Genomic DNA, 17982 nt, shown 5'->3' with positions numbered 1-17982 from the left:
GTAAATTAGGAATATCATAACCTTGTGATGAAAAGGAAGACAACTAGTTTTATATTAAAAATGATTAGCTCGGGAATTAGACAGAGGTTCGACAGGGTTAAAGGGAGAAGCGGAAAAGCTGTCAAGAAAATGCGGTTATTATGACAGGTTTGGGTGCTGAGGAGGAAAAGCTGTCAAGAAAATGCGGTTATTGTGACAGGTTTGGGGGCTGAGGAGGAAAAGCTGTCAAGAAAATGTGGTTATTGTGACAGGTTTGGGGGCTGAGGAGGAAAAGCTGTCAAGAAAAAGAGGTAATCGTGACAGGTTTGGGTGCTGAGGAGGAAGAGCTGTCAAGAAATAGGGAGAATTAAGACAGGTTTGTGTGCTGAGGAGGAAAAGTTGTCAAGAAAGAGGAAGAATTAAGACAGGTTTGGGTGCTAGGGGTGAAAAGCTGTCAAGAAAAGAGAGGAATTAAGACAGGTTTGGTGGTAAAAGGAGAAAAGCTGTCAAAAGTAAGAGCAACTTCTGACAGGTTTGGCGTTAAAGGAAGAAAAGCTGTCAGAAGAAAGCTCAATTTGGACAGGTTTTGGATCAAGCGAAGAAAAGCTGTCAGAAGAAAGCTCAACTTTGGACAGGTTTTGGATCAAACGAAGAAAAGTTGTCAGAAGAAAGCTCAACTTTGGACAGGTTTGGCGTTAAAGGAAGAGAAGCTGTCAAAAGTAAGTTCAACTTCGGACAAGTTTGGGATCAAACGGAGAAAAGCTGTCAGAAGTAAGAGCAACTTCGGACAAGTCTGGCATCAAAAGAAGAAATAAACTGACCCATCGTTTCCACAGAAATATTATCTTTTAACCCGAAATTTTGGTATAATTTTACCAAAATAACCTAAAGCAAGAGGTACATACTTTGACTAAATCAAAACTGCAATTCTGGCTGATTCAAATTTTGCTTATATCGACGATCATTTATGTTTCTACAAAGATTTCATTTATGTTTGAGCCAATTGGGATCTTCATCTCAACTGTGTTCTTTCCGATTCTGATTACTGGATTCCTCTATTTCCTGCTGAATCCAGTGGTGGATTTTTTGGCTCGCAAGAAAGTTCCTCGCGTGGTCGCAATATTGATCATTTATGTGGTGTTTGGCGCGCTTCTTGTTTTGGCGATCGGGAATTTGGTTCCGGCGGTTTCCAAGCAGGCGACAGAGCTTGCGAATGACCTTCCTGTTTTTGCTGACAAGACGACGGAGTATTTTTACGATGTTGTTCAGTCTTCTGAGTTTAAAAGCTTTAGAGATGAGCAGCGAGAAATGATTGATACGGTACAGGAGCGCATAATTGAGTATGCAAATACGATACCGACCAAACTGACGAATGGACTCAAGGGCTTTTTGGGCATCGTCACCAATATCGCGATCATCCTTGTTACCGTCCCATTTTTATTGTTTTACATGTTCAAGGACGGACACAGGTTCCCGCATGCTGTATCCAAGTTCATTCCGAAAGATTACCGGGATGAGGGGCTTAAAATCCTGAAAGAAACTGGTGAAACGCTGGCTGCATACATCCAGGGGCAGGTAACGGTTGCCTTGGCGGTTGGGACGCTGGCTTTCATTGGATATTTAATCATTGATTTACGCTATGCTTTGATCCTCGCGTTAATAGTCGCCTTTACAAACATTATCCCGTATGTCGGGCCGATTATTGGCGGAGCGCCTGCAGTGCTGGTTGGTCTCTTTGATTCCCCTACAAAGGCCTTGCTGGTAGTAGTGGTTATCCTGATAGCGCAGCAAATTGAAGGAAACTTGCTGTCTCCGCTAATCCTAGGTAAAACCCTGGATACTCATCCGGCAACAATCATCATTATTTTATTGGCCGCCGGGAATCTGGCTGGCGTTCTGGGAATGGTGTTAGCTGTCCCAACCTACGCTGTCACAAAAACAATCGTATTGAACCTGGTCCGATTTTTAAGAGCAAGGAAACGAGCAACAGTTACCACAGAGGTAACATGAGTCATAAACTAACATGAGAATCCTGGATTAGTCTTTGGGCGATAGAGCTGTCTGTATTGAAGCTGCTATCGCTTTTTTTTCATACGAAGGTTATTTAATGTGCCCTTTATGATGCAGCAAATCTCGTTATGGTTACATAAAAGAGGATAACGAAGGCGTTTCCTGAATTATCGTCACATAAAAGAGGATAATCTACCGATGACAATAGACCATCCTGGTTTACGGGAACATGATTGGGCCAGCTGTAATTTGGTAAAAAGGGTCAAGGGAGGTTAACATGTCCGAGGAAAAAAGAGAACGATTGAAATCCAAGGAACAACGGAAAAACCCTGGAGCGGCTTTGAACAATGGATGGGCACAGGCGATGACAGGGTCACCAAGCGGTGGTTGTTTGGTAAATGTGATATCAATTCTGATTGTAGTGGGGGTCATTCTGGTAATAAGAGCATGCTCACAGTAGTAAAAGGTGGGATAGCATGAGGGCTGTATTGAGTTTTATATTGTTGCTGGCCGGTGCTCTTTTTATTGGCATTACGGTTGATAATTCCATTGTAGGGAACACCGTAGTAAAAGCGATTGGGGCTTTATGCATCATTGGATTCGTGAGAACTTTTCCTAAAAGGCAAGATAAATTATATTAACTTTATTATGGATTCCTAGTAAGGTGGGGGATGGTATGAAGAAATGGACGTGGCTGCTACTATTGGTGGCTTTAATTACTGCGGCATCGATCGCTGCAGTACTAAAGCCGAATGAAGCAGACTTTGCAAGCTGGATGGAGGAGACGTATGATGTACAATGCCTTGATGAACGCTGTGGTGCCTTTTATATTGAAGAAGGTGATGAAAAAATCTTACTGCAATCGATGCACGGTAGTTATTCACCGGGAATTTTTCAAATGAGAGTGAATGAGGTCTACCGGAATCTTGATGATCCTTCCTATTATCTAGAACTTGAAGTAGCGGGTTTCCTTGGAAAAATAACGATTGAAGAGGAAAAGGTAAAAAGAGTAAATAAGAAGTAAAGCGATGCTCTTTAAATATGGAAAGCGTTTTTAATAAGAAGGAATGTGGTGCTATTCAGATTTGGTGAAGCATTTAATAAGAAGTAATGTGGTGCTATTCAGATTTGGAGAAACATTTTTAATAAGAAGTAATGTGATGCTTTTCAGATATGGAAAAGCATTTTTTTAAAAAAACAGTGTAAGGTTAACTTGACAATCGGAGGGGATAATTGTAATTTGTATGTAAGGTTAACCTTACACATAAAGGGGTATCCATCTTGAAAAACAAAGTGAAACAATTAAGGGAGCAATTCGGCTTAACGCAAGCGCAGCTGGGCCAGAAGGTAAATGTGTCACGCCAGGCGATCAATGCGATTGAAAAAAATAAATTCGATCCTTCCATCTGGCTGGCCTATGATTTAGCGAGATATTTCAATATGACCATTGAGGAGTTATTTGAATTTGAGGAGAGTGAACGAAAGTGAGTATTTTGAAAGAGCCGATAATAAATATCCTTTTCATTAGTTTTATGTCCGCAATCTATTCATTCATTTTTATTTTTACAGCTGGCCATATGGAATTTATAAGCATACTTTCGCATAGTAAAACACTGAACTCGGGTTTTTGGAACGGGTGGTCTGACTTTTTAAAAACAGGCAATATGAAATTCATTGGTTACTTGATCATCGGATTAACTGTAGTGATTATCGTTTTTATTCTTGTAAAAAGAACGAAGCAATACGATGAATATCAAGTGAGTATATTAGCAAAAAGCCTGTTTTTGGCCGGAGTTTTATCAATCATTATGATTCCATTTCTGATGGTCATGCTTTTGAGTGACCCAAACTACAGTACGGAAACCATTGTTTTATTTGCGACGATCCAATGGGTTGGTGTTTTGGTTTCGTATTTATTTTTTGTTGTTCGCTCTGCAGTCTGAATTTTTTTCCAAAAAAGTATAATGTCTTTCAATACTTAGAACTCCATAACTGAACATAATAAAAGAGGGTTTTTACTAAACAATGGAGGACAAGAGTTGATGGGCGAAACAAAAGATGAACTTAAACAACAGCTTACTGTCTTAACCGCTCGCAGGGACCGGATGCAGAAGAATCTATACGAGGTGGAGAAGGAAATTGCGGAAATCACCAATAAGCTCGCTAAGCTAAAATAGCGACGGTACCAAGAAGGAAGCTGCGAAAAGAGGCAGCTTCCTTTTTGCTTCTTTTAAGAGGGATATATCTCTTTTTGTAGAAATTCATTAGGATAACGGCGGAATGAAAAAGGTGGTCTTTTATGAAGTACAATCGTTTAATATGGATTATATTTGTTCCTTTATTCTTATTTTTCCTTGTACTATTCTATGTTGAAGTGTCCGTTTATTCGCTTTTGCCTCCTGAACACGGCGGAATGAGTTTTTGGACAGAATTGAAGTTTGTCTGGTATCGTTCCGTTTGGTTTTATGCCATGATCGTGGTTGCTTCCTATTTTCTGTATTTGCGCTTTGTCCATAAAAGAAAGTAGCCGTATATAAAAAAATGTCCCTCCATATGCGGAAGGACATTACAATTATTGGTTTCCATTTGCAAGTTCTTTTCTATTGGGAGCAAGTGGGGGTTGTTCTAACCATTTGTTTTTCTCCATAATATCAAACCATTTCTTTGTCACCATTAAATTTTTCAGGATTATGGTTTCATAAGTAGTGATAAGGTCTGTCCGCATGGCAGATGCCAAGCCTGTTCCGTGATAGACTTGAGCAGCCTGGAACAAGAAGCCGGTGTGATACATCATCAGTTTATCTGAAAAAGGTGAGTCCGTTGATGTAGTGACTTCTGTTTCCCATGACCGGGGAATTGGCAAATTATCCTCGTGCATGATTTTAGAAAAAGATTGTATTTGTTGGTCAGCTGTTTTCTCTGAATCCAAGAAAAACTTTCTAACTTCTTTTGAGTGGGCAACTTGACTGAAAGCAATAGAAAGAGTTTTAGCCATAATAGTCTTTTTTAGGTTGAAAGAAATACTTATAATCTCTGTGGCAGATAAACTTCTTCCTTTTCCGAAAATCCCATCTGTAAAATCTTCATTCTCAATAAATTCAGTGGTCTTTTTAGGATAAAATAAAGGGTCTCTTTGAAAACTGCCTTTCTCAAGTAATAGTTCAATTGTCTGGTGGTACATTCTTTTCCCGTCGCTATCGCATGAATCGTAAAAATCCCGCAAGTCTTTTCTGACAGAAACGCCAAAGGCAGTGACATGTCCAATCAACCCATGCAATGTCATGATATGTAAATAATTCAAGCAAAAAATATCGGAGAACAATCTTTTTGCCCCTTTGTTTATATCCGCGTCACTAAATCCCACAGGAACTGGAAAGCCTTCAATCTCTAAAAAGGTAACCATTTGTTTCTTTTGTCGTTCAAATGTTGAAATGGCATCCTCAAAAATTGCCTTGATGGCTTCATCTTCAATAATTGTGTACATATATCGATTCAATGCATCGATCATTGTCCCGTTTACATATTCGCCCCACAAGGATCCTATTTCAGAAGAAGTAAGTTGTATTCTTTCCTTATACATATTTTCACCTCCACGGTATTATTTCCTTATACAGGGGAAATATGAATGTGGGCACTCAATATCAAATAAATAGAGTTTTCCGAACATGAACTATCACCGCTTTCTATTGACAACAATGCAAAGGGAAGACCCTGCGGTAAAAAAATCATTGACACTATTAAGCTATAGGAGTAATTTATACTTATTAAATTTAATAAAAGCCTTTTTGCTGAATCTTTTGAGCGGGGGAACCAATTTTGATAAAGCTACTTTATCTTGGGGTGAATTTTAGCGAATGCAGCTAAAAAGGGGTACTCTCAATCCCTAATCCGACAGCTAACTCCGTAAGCCATGAAGAGAGAAGGGTTAATGATAGTGCATTGACCATTCTTATTAAGGGTGGTCTTTTTGTGTCTAAATGATAACTAATCTGACAAAGTAAGAAGGGGTATTTATTGGTGAAAATTTTTAAAAGGAACTGGTTAAAGCCTGCACAAATCATTGTATTGTTTTATGTCATTGCCGTATTGATTTCGGCGACGCTCCTTAGTCTCCCTATTGCTCTCAAGCCTGGCGTGAGCTGGACATTTATAGATGTTTTATTTACGGCAGTCAGTGCGGTTAGTGTAACAGGGCTAACGGTTGTATCGACACCGGATACCTTTAGTATACCGGGCGTTTTCATTTTGATGTTCATCCTTCAGTTTGGCGGTATTGGAATCATGACGCTCGGCACGTTTTTCTGGCTATTATTGCGAAAGAAAATCGGCCTAAAAGATCGACAATTAATCATGACCGACCAGAACCAATCTCAAATGTCAGGCCTGGTCAAGCTCATGAGGCAAATTTTGGCCATCATCCTCTTGATCGAGGCGGTTGGGGCTCTCATATTAGGAACTTATTTTCTTGGCTATTTCCCGACATGGCAGGAAGCTTATCTGCAAGGATTATTTGCGGCGGTAAGTGCAACGACGAATGCTGGTTTTGATATTACAGGGAGTTCGCTGATTCCTTTTGCACATGATTATTTCGTGCAATCCGTGAACATTATCCTATTAACCTTAGGTGCCATAGGATTCCCGGTATTAGTGGAAGTAAAGGAATTCTTTTTGAATCGTAAAAAACACCATCGATCTCACTTTTCTTTATATACAAAGGTGACTACATTAACGTTCTTTGCGCTTATGTTTTTCGGTACATTTGCAATTCTGCTGTTTGAATATAATCATTTCTTTAAAAGCTACAATTGGCATGAGTCGTTCTTTTATGCCTGGTTCCAATCGTCTTCCACTAGAAATGGCGGGCTTGCTACGATGAATGTGAGTGATTTCTCTAATCCTACCCTACTGCTTCTTTGCTTTTTAATGTTTATTGGAGCTTCGCCAAGTTCTGTGGGCGGCGGTATAAGGACGACTACTTTTGCGGTCATTATTTTGCTGATCGTCAATTTTGCTAAAGGGCATAATGCAATCAAGGTGTTTGGACGTGAGCTGCATGAGGAAGATGTCCGAAAATCAGTAGTGGTTAGTTTTCTAGCGATGATGCTCTGTTTTTCGGCTGTGGTCATTTTGAATGCAACCGAAAGCTTTTCGATGATGGAGATTTTATTCGAAGTAAGTTCAGCATTCGGGACGACTGGCTTGTCCATGGGGATAACTCCTGAACTAAGCACAGCAGGGAAAATTGTCATTATATCCTTGATGTTCATAGGAAGAATAGGAATCCTATCATTTATTTTCTTGTTCAACCGCGGAAAACTAGAGCCAAAATGCCATTATCCGAAAGAAAGATTGATTGTCGGATAGAAACTCCGGGAAGCAGAGGGGATGTTATAGCCCCATGCTTCCTTTTTTCATGTCTCCTGTTGTCTTTAAAAAAGAAGCTTCCTAATAATTAATAAAGGCACAATGAGTAGTAAAAACCGCTCAACGTGCTTTTTTGTACAAAACTTCCGAGTGTCCGTTTAGAAACTTCCCAAAGCTCAGAGCGATAGGCTGAGCCTTTTTGCTGTATAACTTGTTTCTTCCTTTAAGCCCCGCTGTGATTACAAACAATAGTAAGAATAATATCTAAAAATATTAAGAAGCTAATGATTAAATATGAAAATCTTATAGGAGATGAAAAAATGCGCAATGTAAGATGGTTAAGCTTCTTAATAATTGCTCTTGTTTTTGTTTTCGCAGCTTGCAATAATGACAGTGCAAATAAGGATCCTGAGGAAACACAAAGCAAGAATACAGATGGCAATACGAATCAGCAGGCTAGTGACAGTAAAAAGAATGAGGGTAACGATACTGGTGATGAATTGGCCTATGATCCTCCCTCAATGGAGGAACTGGATCCGAAAAATCCGATGACCGAATATATTGAATATGGACAGAAGGTGTTCCATGAAACAGATACGGTCCTGGATGAATATGTGGGAAATCAATTATCGTGCTCAAGCTGTCATGCAGATGCAGGATTGGCCCGTTCCTCTTCGATGGTGGGAGTAACAACCCAATTCCCACAATACCGGCCCAGGGAGGGTGTCGTCTTTACACTCGAGGATCGTATTAATGGATGTATGGTTCGAAGTATGAACGGAAAAATGATTCCCGAAGACAGCAAAGAGATGCGGGCCATGATGTCCTACCTGACTTATATTTCTAATGGGATTGAAGTGGGAACTGAAATTCCGTGGAGAATGCTGAACACGATGAAGGAAATCCCTCTGCCGAGTGTTGAAAATGGCGAGAAACTCTATACCGAAAAAACCTGCATAGCATGCCACGGGCAAAATGGTGAAGGAAAAGGAGCTACGGTTGGCCCAGCGTTATGGGGGGAGAACTCGTTTAATGATGGAGCAGGGATGAACCGGATGTCGAAAATTGCCGGTTATATCCAGAATAATATGCCGCCAAACGGTGGAACCTTAACGGATCAGGAAGCGGCAGACCTCGCAGCCTATATCTTGTCCCATGAGCGACCAGTATGGGGAGGACATGAAACAGACTGGCCAAAAGGCGGACGCCCAACTGATATCATTACAAAAGACCGTCGTGAAAAGATTCGTGAAGGAACATTCGATTGGTCGGAGATTGATAATGTTGTACAGCCGGATTAAGTAGTGAGATAGAGGCATGAGGTCGGCAAAAATTATCAGAATCATCGTTGCTTTTCACTCCTGACTCGAGTTTTTTAGAAAAAATGCGTGAGTTAACGAATTTCGCTTCAAAATAAGCAGTATTGGTTCATGTTTTTTACAAGAACCAATCTGCTTTATTTGTTTATTGGCGATAATTTGATTTTATTGGCGATTTTCAATTTTTATTGGCGATAATGAGCGGGTTATTGGCGAAAATCAATTTTTATTGGCGACTTGGAAATTTTCGATGATTTTTTCCAGTTTAGATAAACCCAAGTACAACCAATTTTTCATGGAACTTCCAGTGACCCTATCCGTATATATATCAAGGGATAGGAGGATGGATTATGAAAAAAGTATTTGAAACTACATACAGAGGCCATCAGATAATTGTGGAGAATACGTGGTTTAATGGGGAAAAGCTTTTGGTGGACGGCAAATTACAGGATCAGAATCTTGGGTTTGCCTTTGACCGAGCCACTTTAAATGGGGTAATCAAAAACAATGAAGGTGTAAACCAGTATATTAAGGTGAGCCTCGGCGGTGCTATAACGGTAGAGTGCAGGATTTTTGTGGACAATGAATTGATTTATCCTGACCACGAGGTTTGATAGCAAACAAAAGGAGTTCAACTTAGTTGAGCTCCTTTTTAAGACTTTAAATCTTTTTTTGATCTTTCTTGCTCTGAAAAATAAAGATGGCGATGGCTACAGCTGATGCCAGTAAAAAGACAAGGATGGTGATCGTGATGTACAGCGGGTCATTGTTTGCTTCTTCTGGTACGAATCTTGTTGCAATGGGACCCATGGAGAGGAATAAAGGAATCAGTACCGTGAACCAGGTTTTGGTGTAGAGAGCTGCACCGATGAAAATGACGGCACACAGGACAATGATCAGGTTGTTTTGCGCTGGCGTTGCAACGAAGATGGCTTCGAATTCCTGTGATTTGTACCAAAACATGAATGCTACCATTGATCCAGTTATAGCGAGAAAGGTTCCGGTAAATAAAACATAACTCCATTTAGATTGAAAGAATTTCGGCATTACTTTGAATAAGAATAAGCCGTAAACCAGGATGCTAATGGAGCTGATGACAAGCGCAAACCAGATGGTCCCCTGGGATACGGAAAAAGTTCCTTCAATTGAATTGGAGCAATTCATCATCCGATGGACGCAGCTGAGCTCCTCGGTGAACAATGTTTTGAAATGCAAGGGTTACATCGGAAGCTGCCTTTTAAAATAGTGCTCCGGGCTCTTTCAACTATGTCTCTGTCTGCTATTTTGTGGTATCGTTGAAGTAACAATAAGTAGTTAGGAATGAGAGTTTTGATGAAGAAGCTAACCTTAACCTTAAGCTTTAGTCTGCTGATTTTTTTAACAGCTTGCAATACGAAGGAACCGTATGCCTACTGGACCGACAGGACAGATAACCAAATTCAACTTCTGGATAAAGCAGGGATAAAGTATGAAATCAGAGAAGGCGAGATTTGGGTCCGCGAGAAGGATTTGAAGAAAGTAATGGCATGTTGTTCTTAAGGGAACAATCTCGTTAAAAATAACTGATTATTCTAATAGTTGAGACATGGGGACGGTTCTGGTGTCGCAGGAATAGAGGGAATTTGTAATTTGGGGAGACGGGTGAACGGCCCTCTGTCCCAAAGGGGGAAGTCATAGATGATCCTGGAAAAAATGGAGCCAATTTCGATTACGGCAATTCAAGAGAATGGCGTACAGTCTGTCGTGGATTGGTTTGATGGGCATAAGGAATATTTCTATAGTTTTGGCTGGCATTTTGTTCAAAATCAGCAGCAGATGGAGGAGCTTTTTTACAGGTCGATTGTGAAGGTGCATAAGGAGTTTCCCTGGTATAAAGGGAATCTGTCGTTCAAAATGTGGGTCACTTCTATTTTCATTGAAAACATCCGCGGGCTTTCAAGTTTGCAAGATTCAGAGGAATTGGACCCGCGCCGAAAAGTGTTTGCTGGAATTAATCAACTGGAAAAGGAAGCGCTGGTTCTTACATATGTATTAGGTTTTACCCTTGAGGAGACTGCGCAAGTCATCGATGTTCCGGCTGAAAAAATAAAGGAATTGTTGTTCTCTGGTACTCAGTCGGTCAGAAAACAAATGGATGGGGCCGACTATCATGGCTGTGAGCAATTCCAGATGCATTATGTCGATTATCTGGAAAAAACGATGGAACGTCCGGCGAAGATTGAGTTTGAGATTCATCTTTACAATTGCAGGGATTGTCAGGAGGATTTGGCAAGCTTCCAGGAAGTCGCAATGACGAGATTAAATCATGTTGAGGAGGGCAATGACCTGAGTGTGCACCCTCAACTAATGGAAAACGTAAAAAAGAGATTGGCAGATAAGAAGGAGCATAGAAAGCGGAAGAATAAAAAACGCAAAAAATGGGCGCTTGGTTTTGCGAGTGCTTTTGCCTTCATCGTGGCGATCGGCTTAATTACTGGTGCGTTTCCAAAAATCTATTATGCATGGACGGAAGACGACGTACATTTGCGGGGATTTCTCCAGGAGGGCTTTGGCCAGAGGCTGAATTTGGAAGCGGAAAGCAACGGAGTGAAGGTGAAAATCAAGGGCGTGGTGGCGGATGACATCCAGACGCTTGTATTCTATGAAATTCATGATATGAAGGAAGACAAGCAATATTTCATGAACTTTGAGGATGGGGTGACTGTTGAGAACGAATATGACATTATGAAACGCGACACCTATCCGCGCTATTCTTTTCCTGATGTCGAGGCGGAAATGAACAAAGGTGATAAAAATGTTTTTTATGGAAAGATTGCGCTACGACCGCTTGAAGAAGAGCAAGGTCTAATCAAACTGAGGATCACCAAGATCCAGGAATTGGCTAACGAAGCTGGACTATCATTTGGCTTTAGCGCTGGTGAATATAAAAACGGATACTGGAGCTTCGAGTTCCCGGTAACCAAACAGCCTTCCACGGAGTACGAAATCAATGAACAAAGAGAAATCGAGGGTGTCGCCGTCAGACTGGAAAAATTGATCGTTGCTCCAACCGCAACTTTTTTACAATTTGGCATCAATACAGAAAAGCTGGAGAAGCGAATCGATTTCCTCAATTTTAAATCGCTGGAAGTGAATAATAAAAAAGTGGAGGCAGAACGATATGGCAGCCACTTTATGGATTACCAGCTGGACGGTGCATGGACTGGTTTCCAAGCCTATTTCGGCCCGCTTTATGGTGAGAAAGTCAAAGATTTCAAGGCCCAATTAGACTCGATCTATTTATCGATTGTAGATCATAAAAGCATCGAACTTAGCGGAAATGAGACATTCCCGCAGACAATCGAGTATGCAGGCAGTACTCTCTGGATCGATAAAACCAAAGCGGGTCAGTCTACCGAGGTGATTATACGTAATGATGACCTGGAAAATCGGGATTATGAATCACTTCATATTAATTTTGTGGACGAAAAGGGTCAACAGCCTGACATCACACAAATGGATTCCAAAGGAGTGCTGGTAGACAAAAACGGCGTCGAATATGATCCGCATAAAGGGCCAATCGACTATGAAAAATTGGAGCAGCCGCGCCATTTCGTCACAGAACAAACCATGAGAGTAGAAGGCATCGATGATAACTCCATGAAACTACAGATTACAGGTTATAACAGCCTACAGTACCTGGATGAAGTTTGGGAGTTGGGGCCGGTTTTGGTGTCTCAGGACGAGTGAGGACAGAAGAACCGACCCATCTGTCCCGTTAAATAAGGAGGAGTTTCTTTGAATTTTATTGCATGGTGGATTGTTGCCTGTGAAATTGCGTTTTGGGTTGTCATTATTCTTGGACTGACAACCCGGTATATTTTTAAGAAAAACAAGCTCAGCATCTTTTTCTTTGCTTTGACACCGGTGATTGATCTGCTGCTGCTGGCTCTTACTAGTTATGACCTTTACACCGGGGCAACGGCGACCATTGCACACGGTATTGCAGCCATTTATATAGGCGTGTCGGTTGCCTATGGAAAAAGTATGATCAGCTGGGCGGATTCGCGTTTCCAATATTATATTTTAAGGAAAGGTGAAAAGCCTGAACATTTGAGGGGAAGGGAATTTTCACAAAACGAAAGGAAGAACCTTCTTCGCCATTACGCAGCGTTCCTGATAGGCGGCAGCATGCTCGGACTGATCATTTTCCTGATCAAAGACCCTGCAAGGACGGAGAGCCTATTCGCTGTCTTGAAAATTTGGGGATTTGTTCTCGCCATTGATACCGCGATAACAGCGAGTTACTTCATCTGGCCGAAAAAAGACAAAGCCACAAGAATTGGATGATGGAAAAGGGATATCAAATCGCAATGATTTGGTATCCCTTATTTTATTGGCGATACGGGTTTGTGAAAATAATGAAATAAGCAAAGGCACGATAAAGTGCCTTTGCTTATCGGAAGTACTCTATTTTGCATTTACATCTGGTTGATGAATGCCAAATATATTTCCTTCTGGATCTTTATAATACCCCTGCCATGCCATGCCAGGCAGAGCATATTTTGGCAATGCTACTACGCCGCCATTATTAAGAATTTTTGTTTCAGTCGCATCGTAATCTTCTACTCCCATTGTACATGCATAACCATTCAAAGCCTGGTTTGATTCTGGAGGAGGACCTTGACGTTGCATTAAAGCACCGTTGATTCCAGGCTCATCTTCACCGCCAGTAACTGCCCCAAAATACGGCATACCAGCAAATTCGCTCCAATCTTCAAATGCCCATCCAAATACTTCACCATAAAACGTTTTAGCACGGTCCATGTTATCTACATGTATTTCGAAATGTACTAATCTACCCATGATTACCTCCTAATGATAAAAAACATAGTAAACACATCATCTTGTATGTATTTTCTACATAACTGTTGGGCACTCCTTCTTCATTATGGTATTAAATTGATGGTTTATACATAAATGCCATGTGCTAGAGAATAACCTTTGTTGGAGAACTTGGGCACTTGCTAAGCAGTACAAATATACTGCGCATTAGAACGACATCGTTGAAGGAAATCATGAATAAAATCCGTAAAGAAAAAATATATAAAGAATAAGTGTATATGGACAACTACTGTTTTCGAAATTGGAACTATAAGGTGCTGATCTTTTGAATAGGAATAAGAATTTACAATTATTCATCTTTTTGCTCGTTTGTCTGCTTTTAGTTCTAATTGTTCATGTCATTCTCCACACAAAAGTTTATGTGGTGTATAGTGCAAGTCTTGGTTCAATCTTCATGATTGGACTAGTCATCTTCCTGATTGTATACCTCTATTTAAACGGGTGAAAAAGAATTGTGAGGGGAGAAGCCCCCGTTCTAGTCCGTGAACCTAGGCAATTTCGTTTTTTTACGGACTACTTTAAAAATACGTCACTTCAAATGAGCGGTTTTGATTCAGGATTTTAACTTTCCATGAGTTGGTCGATATATTGCAAAAAGTGGTCGATATATCTTAAAATGTGGTCGATATAATTGAAAATCCGCCGATAAATTGCAAAATGTGGTCGATATATTTAACTTTTCATCAAAATATTTAAATCTGTAATTTGGAATCTACTTGCCTGCTTTGTTTATTGGCGATTTTCAAGATTTATTGGCGGAAAATTAATTTTATTGGCGATAATGAGCTATTTATTGGCGAAAATCAATTTTTATTGGCGACTTGAAAATTTTCGTTGATTTTTTCCAGCTTGGATAAGATGGGACTAGGGATGATTCTGGTGTCCTGGAAATATAACTTTTTGGGACGGGAAAACCGTCCCTTTTTCTTTTATAAAGCTCCCAACTTAGTGGCGGATCTCGCTCCGGCTTTATTGGCAAACTCGGTATAATCCATCAATTCAGCTTCGTTTTTAGGAATCCCTCTGTCATGAAAACAGGATAGAAGGGCGGCCATGAATGCGTCGCCGGCACCTGTTGTGTCCACTGCTTTAACCGTAATTCCGGGAACGTGCACCATCATATTATTATGAATGGCGTAAGCGCCTTCCTTTCCTTTTGTGATAAAAAGGAAGGGGATCTCCATTTTTGTTAGGTGTTCCAAACCTTTATTTTCGGTTAAAAACAGCAATTCATCCTCAGTCATTTTTACGATATCTGCCTGTTTTACAAAAGATAGAATCGTTTCTCGGCACTGATTCTCGCTTCCCATCTTTTCAGGCGAATATTCGTATCAAAGGCCATTAGCATATTCTCTTCTTTGGCATATTGAAGAGCTTGCTCAGTCGTTTTCCTTGCGATTGGATGAAAAAGAGTGCCGGACCCAAAGTAAAAGATTTTACTATTCACGAACGGCTTTTTATCAAGTTCCTCCGAGGTAATCCACTTATCAGGAGTTTCATTAACATACGCATGAAAATAGCGTTCTCCATGCTGATTCAAGTGAATATAAACCGAGCAGATTCTTTTATCTGGATGATAGGAACAAAAGGAAAGATCAACATCCTCCTTCTTTAATTTTCCCTCTACAAATGTACTCGTTTCATCCCTTCCTAATTTGCATAAATAATACGAGGCAATGCCATGTCTGCTGACTCCAACTGCTACATTAACAGTAGCTCCTCCTAATAATCGCTGGAACGCTGTGTTGGAGGAATCTGTTGCAATAAAATCAACAATTACTTCGCCCAGTGATGTAATCCCCTGTTTTTTCAATATGTGGCTCCTTTCAAACTTCATATATAAACTACATATTTTACGAATATTTTAACAGCTATTTCAGCTGCTTGGGAAGCAGGGAAAAGAAACTCTAAGCTGCTCTCAAAAAAAGAATCTTCATTAAACATCAGGACATCCTACAATCAGGAGGGATGTTTTTTGAAGAGTCGATTGATTGTCCTGCTAATTATCATGAATTTTCTTTTACCAATGGCAGTTAGTGCCGAATCCCCGCTCACGGCTGCGTTTATCCGGGATCATCAGCTATGGATCAAAACAGGGGAACAGGAAACGCAAATTACAAAAGGGCGGTATGTGTATTCTCCGAAATGGTCATATGATGGCCGTTTTATTGCTTATATCGATGGGGACGAACAAGGAGAAAAATCGGATTTATTCATTTATGATACGAATGCAAAAGAAAGCTACCAGCCTTATGTAAGGGTTGAGACCTCTGACTTTAAATGGTCACCGGTAAAAAATCAATTAGCCTACACAGATCATGGTTTACTGAACGTGACCAAAGTGAAGGGTGGCCGGCCGCAGGGTTTCGAGAATGTTGCACTAGGGGTAAGCGGGTTTGAATGGTTCCCGAATGGCGAAGTTTTCATTGTTTCCTCGCAATCCAGTTTGCGTCCTACCGGATGGGGACCAGTCCCGCTTTATAAGGTTCCGGTCAATGCGAATCTTTCAAGCGATAAAATGAAGAAGTTTTATACCATCCAAACACAAGAACCAGACTTGTTTGGTATTGATGCTGACTATTTTAAGTGGAGTCATGATGGGAAATGGGTCAGTTTCATTCTGATTCCTACGGCTTCCTGGTCGATGGATAGCCAAACCTTATGTGTCCTGACAAATCAAGGAGAACAGTTTCAGGCAGTAGGGAAAATGCTGGGGTACAAAGACTGGTTCAAGTGGGCACCATCCTCCAACCAGCTGGCCTATATTTCAGGTGAGGGGAGATTTTTCGTTGAAAACAAGAAAACCAAAATTGCTGACATACCGATTTTTAAAGAACAGAAGGAATACACACCCATGGGTTTCGTAGACCTTGATTTGGAATGGTACTCGCAGAATCAAGTAATCGTCGCCCGTGCAAAAGAAAACAAGGAATGGACAGAAGGGCCAGTCCCAACGATGTACACGGCACTCTATGCAATCAATATTAAAACGGAGGAGCAAAAACAAATCACTTTTCCAAAAAAGAATGAACTTGATATAGATCCTCAAATGGCTGGCCATCATCTTGCCTGGTTTCGGAAGAATCCAAATGATGTGCAGGGCGATGTGTGGGTGAAGGAAGGATTGAGCGGGGAAGAGTATAAATGGATTAAGAATGCTGATTCTGCTCCGGTGTTTTTCATTGTAAAAGAAAAGCCATGACAGGGAGGGAATTGTCAGGAGTAAGCGTCAAGGGAGAATTCCTCTACGGAATGCAGACCGAAGAACGATCCCCTTATGCAGCCGTTTGAGGTCACATAAGGGTACGAAAACCGAAGAACGATACCCTTATACAGCCGTTTGAGGTCACATAAGGGTACGGAAACCGAAGAACGATACCCTTATGAAGTCGTTTGAATCCACATAAGGGTACGATTCCGGAAGAACGATACCCTTATGCAGCCGTTTAAGGTCACATAAGGGTACGAAAACCGAAGAACGATACCCTTATGAAGTCGTTTGAGGTCACATAAGGGTACTATTCTCGAAGAAAAATCCCCTTATGCAGCCGTTTGAGCCCACATAAGGGTACGAATACCGATGAAAGATCCCCTTATGCAGCCGTTTGAGCCCACATAAGGGTACGATAACCGAAGAAAGATCCCCTTATGCAGTTGTTCGGGGTTACATAAGGGTACGATTACCGAAGAAAGATACCCTTATGCAGCTGTATGACATCACATAAGGGTACTGTTATCTTTCATTATGTATTTCTAAGAACCGTAATGAATCCATCCAGAATTTGATGGCTTATTTTAAAGCCTTTACTTTTGTAAAAGTTCAGGGCGGCATCATTCCCGTTGGATACATAGATGAACTGGTCGTGAATATTATCCAGCGAATCTAGCCATTCCTTTGATTTTTCAAACAGGACAGACCCGATGCCCATGCTGCGGTAGCCTTCTTTTATATAGAACTGCGAAAGGCAGCCGACATCATTCCCTTTTACGGAATCCATATCAAAAAAAGTGGCAAATTCATTTGAATAAACTTCTTTCGGGGAAACATTGCTATACACGTATCCGACGATTTCATCGCCATCCATCGCGGCAATGATATGATTCTCCGTCGCGTTTTTAACCGAGGGAACCATCCTCGTTTCAAAGCTCATGCCATCAAAGAGCTCCGGGCGAATAGTGGCTAGTGATTTTTGGTAGATCATCAACTCATTGCAAAGATGTTTTACCAGGCTAATCTGATTATCAGGAATAAGCTCATAATGGATTGGCATCAGTCAACTTCCTTTCTTAATAGGGTTATTAATGGAATTATATCGTAATCCATCATTACTTGATAACCAAAAACCCGCATCCTGAAGGCTAATTGATGTAGTGACTCTTGAAAATGGTTGAATATTCCATGTATAGGTCTCAAGACTGATTACAA

22 protein-coding genes and 1 riboswitch are annotated in these 17982 nt (G+C 40.8%); of the genes, 16 read left to right on the top strand and 6 right to left on the bottom strand.

Going from position 1 to position 17982, the window contains the following annotated elements; translation table 11 throughout:
• Positions 1-422 precede the first annotated feature (422 nt).
• The 9 genes from ACH0QE_RS05245 (at position 423) to ACH0QE_RS05205 (ending at position 4516) form a co-directional block, all read left to right on the top strand.
• The gene (locus ACH0QE_RS05245) at positions 423-794 is read left to right on the top strand and encodes a hypothetical protein (protein ID WP_415799640.1); all 372 of its coding nucleotides are present in this window, start codon (positions 423-425) and stop codon (positions 792-794) included.
• Between the two features lie 91 nt (positions 795-885).
• Positions 886-1989, top strand: coding sequence for an AI-2E family transporter (locus ACH0QE_RS05240; RefSeq protein WP_415799639.1), 1104 nt, complete (start codon positions 886-888; stop codon positions 1987-1989).
• Positions 1990-2266: 277 nt separating this feature from the next.
• On the top strand, positions 2267-2449 hold the full coding sequence (locus ACH0QE_RS05235) for a hypothetical protein (RefSeq protein ID WP_415799638.1): 183 nt from the start codon (positions 2267-2269) through the stop codon (positions 2447-2449).
• A 16-nt stretch (positions 2450-2465) separates the two neighbouring features.
• Positions 2466-2630: a hypothetical protein gene (locus tag ACH0QE_RS05230; RefSeq protein WP_415799637.1), complete on the top strand. Its 165-nt coding sequence runs from the start codon at positions 2466-2468 to the stop codon at positions 2628-2630.
• A 35-nt stretch (positions 2631-2665) separates the two neighbouring features.
• Positions 2666-3013: a hypothetical protein gene (locus ACH0QE_RS05225; RefSeq protein WP_415799636.1), complete on the top strand. Its 348-nt coding sequence runs from the start codon at positions 2666-2668 to the stop codon at positions 3011-3013.
• Between the two features lie 257 nt (positions 3014-3270).
• Positions 3271-3477 carry a helix-turn-helix transcriptional regulator gene (locus ACH0QE_RS05220; protein ID WP_415799634.1) on the top strand — a complete coding sequence of 69 codons (207 nt, stop codon included), beginning with the start codon at positions 3271-3273 and terminating at the stop codon, positions 3475-3477.
• Positions 3474-3932 carry a hypothetical protein gene (locus ACH0QE_RS05215; RefSeq protein WP_415799633.1) on the top strand — a complete coding sequence of 153 codons (459 nt, stop codon included), beginning with the start codon at positions 3474-3476 and terminating at the stop codon, positions 3930-3932. The genes ACH0QE_RS05220 and ACH0QE_RS05215 overlap by 4 nt, the downstream gene beginning before the upstream one ends.
• Positions 3933-4031: 99 nt before the next feature.
• Positions 4032-4166 carry a hypothetical protein gene (locus ACH0QE_RS05210; protein WP_415799631.1) on the top strand — a complete coding sequence of 45 codons (135 nt, stop codon included), beginning with the start codon at positions 4032-4034 and terminating at the stop codon, positions 4164-4166.
• Between the two features lie 122 nt (positions 4167-4288).
• Positions 4289-4516: a hypothetical protein gene (locus ACH0QE_RS05205; protein ID WP_415799630.1), complete on the top strand. Its 228-nt coding sequence runs from the start codon at positions 4289-4291 to the stop codon at positions 4514-4516.
• A gap of 45 nt (positions 4517-4561) precedes the next feature.
• Here the strand turns inward: ACH0QE_RS05205 and ACH0QE_RS05200 are convergent, their stop codons facing one another.
• Positions 4562-5569, bottom strand: coding sequence for a DUF3231 family protein (locus tag ACH0QE_RS05200; protein ID WP_415799628.1), 1008 nt, complete (start codon positions 5567-5569; stop codon positions 4562-4564).
• Positions 5570-5765: 196 nt separating this feature from the next.
• Positions 5766-5914: riboswitch (cyclic di-AMP (ydaO/yuaA leader) on the top strand.
• A gap of 92 nt (positions 5915-6006) precedes the next feature.
• Here ACH0QE_RS05200 and ACH0QE_RS05195 point away from each other — a divergent pair.
• The 3 genes from ACH0QE_RS05195 to ACH0QE_RS05185 all read left to right on the top strand — a co-directional run bounded on the left by ACH0QE_RS05195 (position 6007) and on the right by ACH0QE_RS05185 (position 9286).
• On the top strand, positions 6007-7353 hold the full coding sequence (locus ACH0QE_RS05195) for a TrkH family potassium uptake protein (protein WP_415799627.1): 1347 nt from the start codon (positions 6007-6009) through the stop codon (positions 7351-7353).
• A gap of 320 nt (positions 7354-7673) precedes the next feature.
• On the top strand, positions 7674-8654 hold the full coding sequence (locus tag ACH0QE_RS05190) for a c-type cytochrome (protein WP_415799626.1): 981 nt from the start codon (positions 7674-7676) through the stop codon (positions 8652-8654).
• Positions 8655-9022: 368 nt separating this feature from the next.
• Entirely contained in the window at positions 9023-9286 is a 264-nt protein-coding gene (locus ACH0QE_RS05185; RefSeq protein ID WP_415799625.1) for a hypothetical protein, read from the top strand.
• A 46-nt stretch (positions 9287-9332) separates the two neighbouring features.
• On the opposite strand, the gene ACH0QE_RS05180 is transcribed toward ACH0QE_RS05185, so the two are convergent.
• Positions 9333-9839 (bottom strand): hypothetical protein, encoded by a 507-nt coding sequence (locus ACH0QE_RS05180; RefSeq protein ID WP_415799624.1) that lies wholly within the window; start codon positions 9837-9839, stop codon positions 9333-9335.
• 165 nt (positions 9840-10004) lie between these two features.
• Here ACH0QE_RS05180 and ACH0QE_RS05175 point away from each other — a divergent pair, with 165 nt between their 5' ends.
• From ACH0QE_RS05175 to ACH0QE_RS05165, 3 genes are all read left to right on the top strand, one after another.
• The gene (locus tag ACH0QE_RS05175) at positions 10005-10211 is read left to right on the top strand and encodes a hypothetical protein (RefSeq protein ID WP_415799623.1); all 207 of its coding nucleotides are present in this window, start codon (positions 10005-10007) and stop codon (positions 10209-10211) included.
• A gap of 138 nt (positions 10212-10349) precedes the next feature.
• Positions 10350-12401: a DUF4179 domain-containing protein gene (locus ACH0QE_RS05170; RefSeq protein WP_415799622.1), complete on the top strand. Its 2052-nt coding sequence runs from the start codon at positions 10350-10352 to the stop codon at positions 12399-12401.
• A 48-nt stretch (positions 12402-12449) separates the two neighbouring features.
• Positions 12450-13001 (top strand): hypothetical protein, encoded by a 552-nt coding sequence (locus tag ACH0QE_RS05165; RefSeq protein ID WP_415799621.1) that lies wholly within the window; start codon positions 12450-12452, stop codon positions 12999-13001.
• Between the two features lie 120 nt (positions 13002-13121).
• Here the strand turns inward: ACH0QE_RS05165 and ACH0QE_RS05160 are convergent, their stop codons facing one another.
• From ACH0QE_RS05160 to ACH0QE_RS05150, 3 genes are all read right to left on the bottom strand, one after another.
• Entirely contained in the window at positions 13122-13517 is a 396-nt protein-coding gene (locus ACH0QE_RS05160; protein WP_415799620.1) for a VOC family protein, read from the bottom strand.
• Positions 13518-14485: 968 nt separating this feature from the next.
• Positions 14486-14800: a PfkB family carbohydrate kinase gene (locus ACH0QE_RS05155; protein ID WP_415799619.1), complete on the bottom strand. Its 315-nt coding sequence runs from the start codon at positions 14798-14800 to the stop codon at positions 14486-14488.
• A 20-nt stretch (positions 14801-14820) separates the two neighbouring features.
• Positions 14821-15369: a carbohydrate kinase family protein gene (locus ACH0QE_RS05150; protein WP_415799618.1), complete on the bottom strand. Its 549-nt coding sequence runs from the start codon at positions 15367-15369 to the stop codon at positions 14821-14823.
• 195 nt (positions 15370-15564) lie between these two features.
• Between ACH0QE_RS05150 and ACH0QE_RS05145 the strand changes: the two genes are divergently transcribed.
• Positions 15565-16758: a TolB family protein gene (locus ACH0QE_RS05145; RefSeq protein WP_415799667.1), complete on the top strand. Its 1194-nt coding sequence runs from the start codon at positions 15565-15567 to the stop codon at positions 16756-16758.
• Between the two features lie 541 nt (positions 16759-17299).
• Here the strand turns inward: ACH0QE_RS05145 and ACH0QE_RS05140 are convergent.
• A complete protein-coding gene (locus ACH0QE_RS05140) occupies positions 17300-17827 on the bottom strand; it encodes a GNAT family N-acetyltransferase (RefSeq protein WP_415799617.1) in 528 nt (175 codons plus the stop codon).
• Positions 17828-17982 lie beyond the last annotated feature (155 nt).

It is taken from the genome of Mesobacillus sp. (assembly GCF_047739415.1).
Classification (GTDB): domain Bacteria; phylum Bacillota; class Bacilli; order Bacillales; family Cytobacillaceae; genus Mesobacillus.
The sequence above is the reverse complement of the archived record's forward strand: the minus strand, read 5'-3'. Positions and strand labels throughout refer to the sequence as shown.

Bases quoted from the DNA above. Each gene is read 5' to 3' on its own strand.
- ACH0QE_RS05235 (WP_415799638.1), top strand. From the start codon at position 2,267: ATGTCCGAGGAAAAAAGAGAACGATTGAAATCCAAGGAACAACGGAAA.
- ACH0QE_RS05230 (WP_415799637.1), top strand. From the start codon at position 2,466: ATGAGGGCTGTATTGAGTTTTATATTGTTGCTGGCCGGTGCTCTTTTT.
- ACH0QE_RS05225 (WP_415799636.1), top strand. From the start codon at position 2,666: ATGAAGAAATGGACGTGGCTGCTACTATTGGTGGCTTTAATTACTGCG.
- ACH0QE_RS05210 (WP_415799631.1), top strand. From the start codon at position 4,032: ATGGGCGAAACAAAAGATGAACTTAAACAACAGCTTACTGTCTTAACC.
- ACH0QE_RS05205 (WP_415799630.1), top strand. From the start codon at position 4,289: ATGAAGTACAATCGTTTAATATGGATTATATTTGTTCCTTTATTCTTA.
- ACH0QE_RS05200 (WP_415799628.1), bottom strand. From the start codon at position 5,569: ATGTATAAGGAAAGAATACAACTTACTTCTTCTGAAATAGGATCCTTG.
- ACH0QE_RS05190 (WP_415799626.1), top strand. From the start codon at position 7,674: ATGCGCAATGTAAGATGGTTAAGCTTCTTAATAATTGCTCTTGTTTTT.
- ACH0QE_RS05185 (WP_415799625.1), top strand. From the start codon at position 9,023: ATGAAAAAAGTATTTGAAACTACATACAGAGGCCATCAGATAATTGTG.
- ACH0QE_RS05180 (WP_415799624.1), bottom strand. From the start codon at position 9,839: ATGATGAATTGCTCCAATTCAATTGAAGGAACTTTTTCCGTATCCCAG.
- ACH0QE_RS05175 (WP_415799623.1), top strand. From the start codon at position 10,005: ATGAAGAAGCTAACCTTAACCTTAAGCTTTAGTCTGCTGATTTTTTTA.
- ACH0QE_RS05170 (WP_415799622.1), top strand. From the start codon at position 10,350: ATGATCCTGGAAAAAATGGAGCCAATTTCGATTACGGCAATTCAAGAG.
- ACH0QE_RS05160 (WP_415799620.1), bottom strand. From the start codon at position 13,517: ATGGGTAGATTAGTACATTTCGAAATACATGTAGATAACATGGACCGT.
- ACH0QE_RS05155 (WP_415799619.1), bottom strand. From the start codon at position 14,800: ATGACTGAGGATGAATTGCTGTTTTTAACCGAAAATAAAGGTTTGGAA.
- ACH0QE_RS05145 (WP_415799667.1), top strand. From the start codon at position 15,565: ATGAATTTTCTTTTACCAATGGCAGTTAGTGCCGAATCCCCGCTCACG.
- ACH0QE_RS05140 (WP_415799617.1), bottom strand. From the start codon at position 17,827: ATGCCAATCCATTATGAGCTTATTCCTGATAATCAGATTAGCCTGGTA.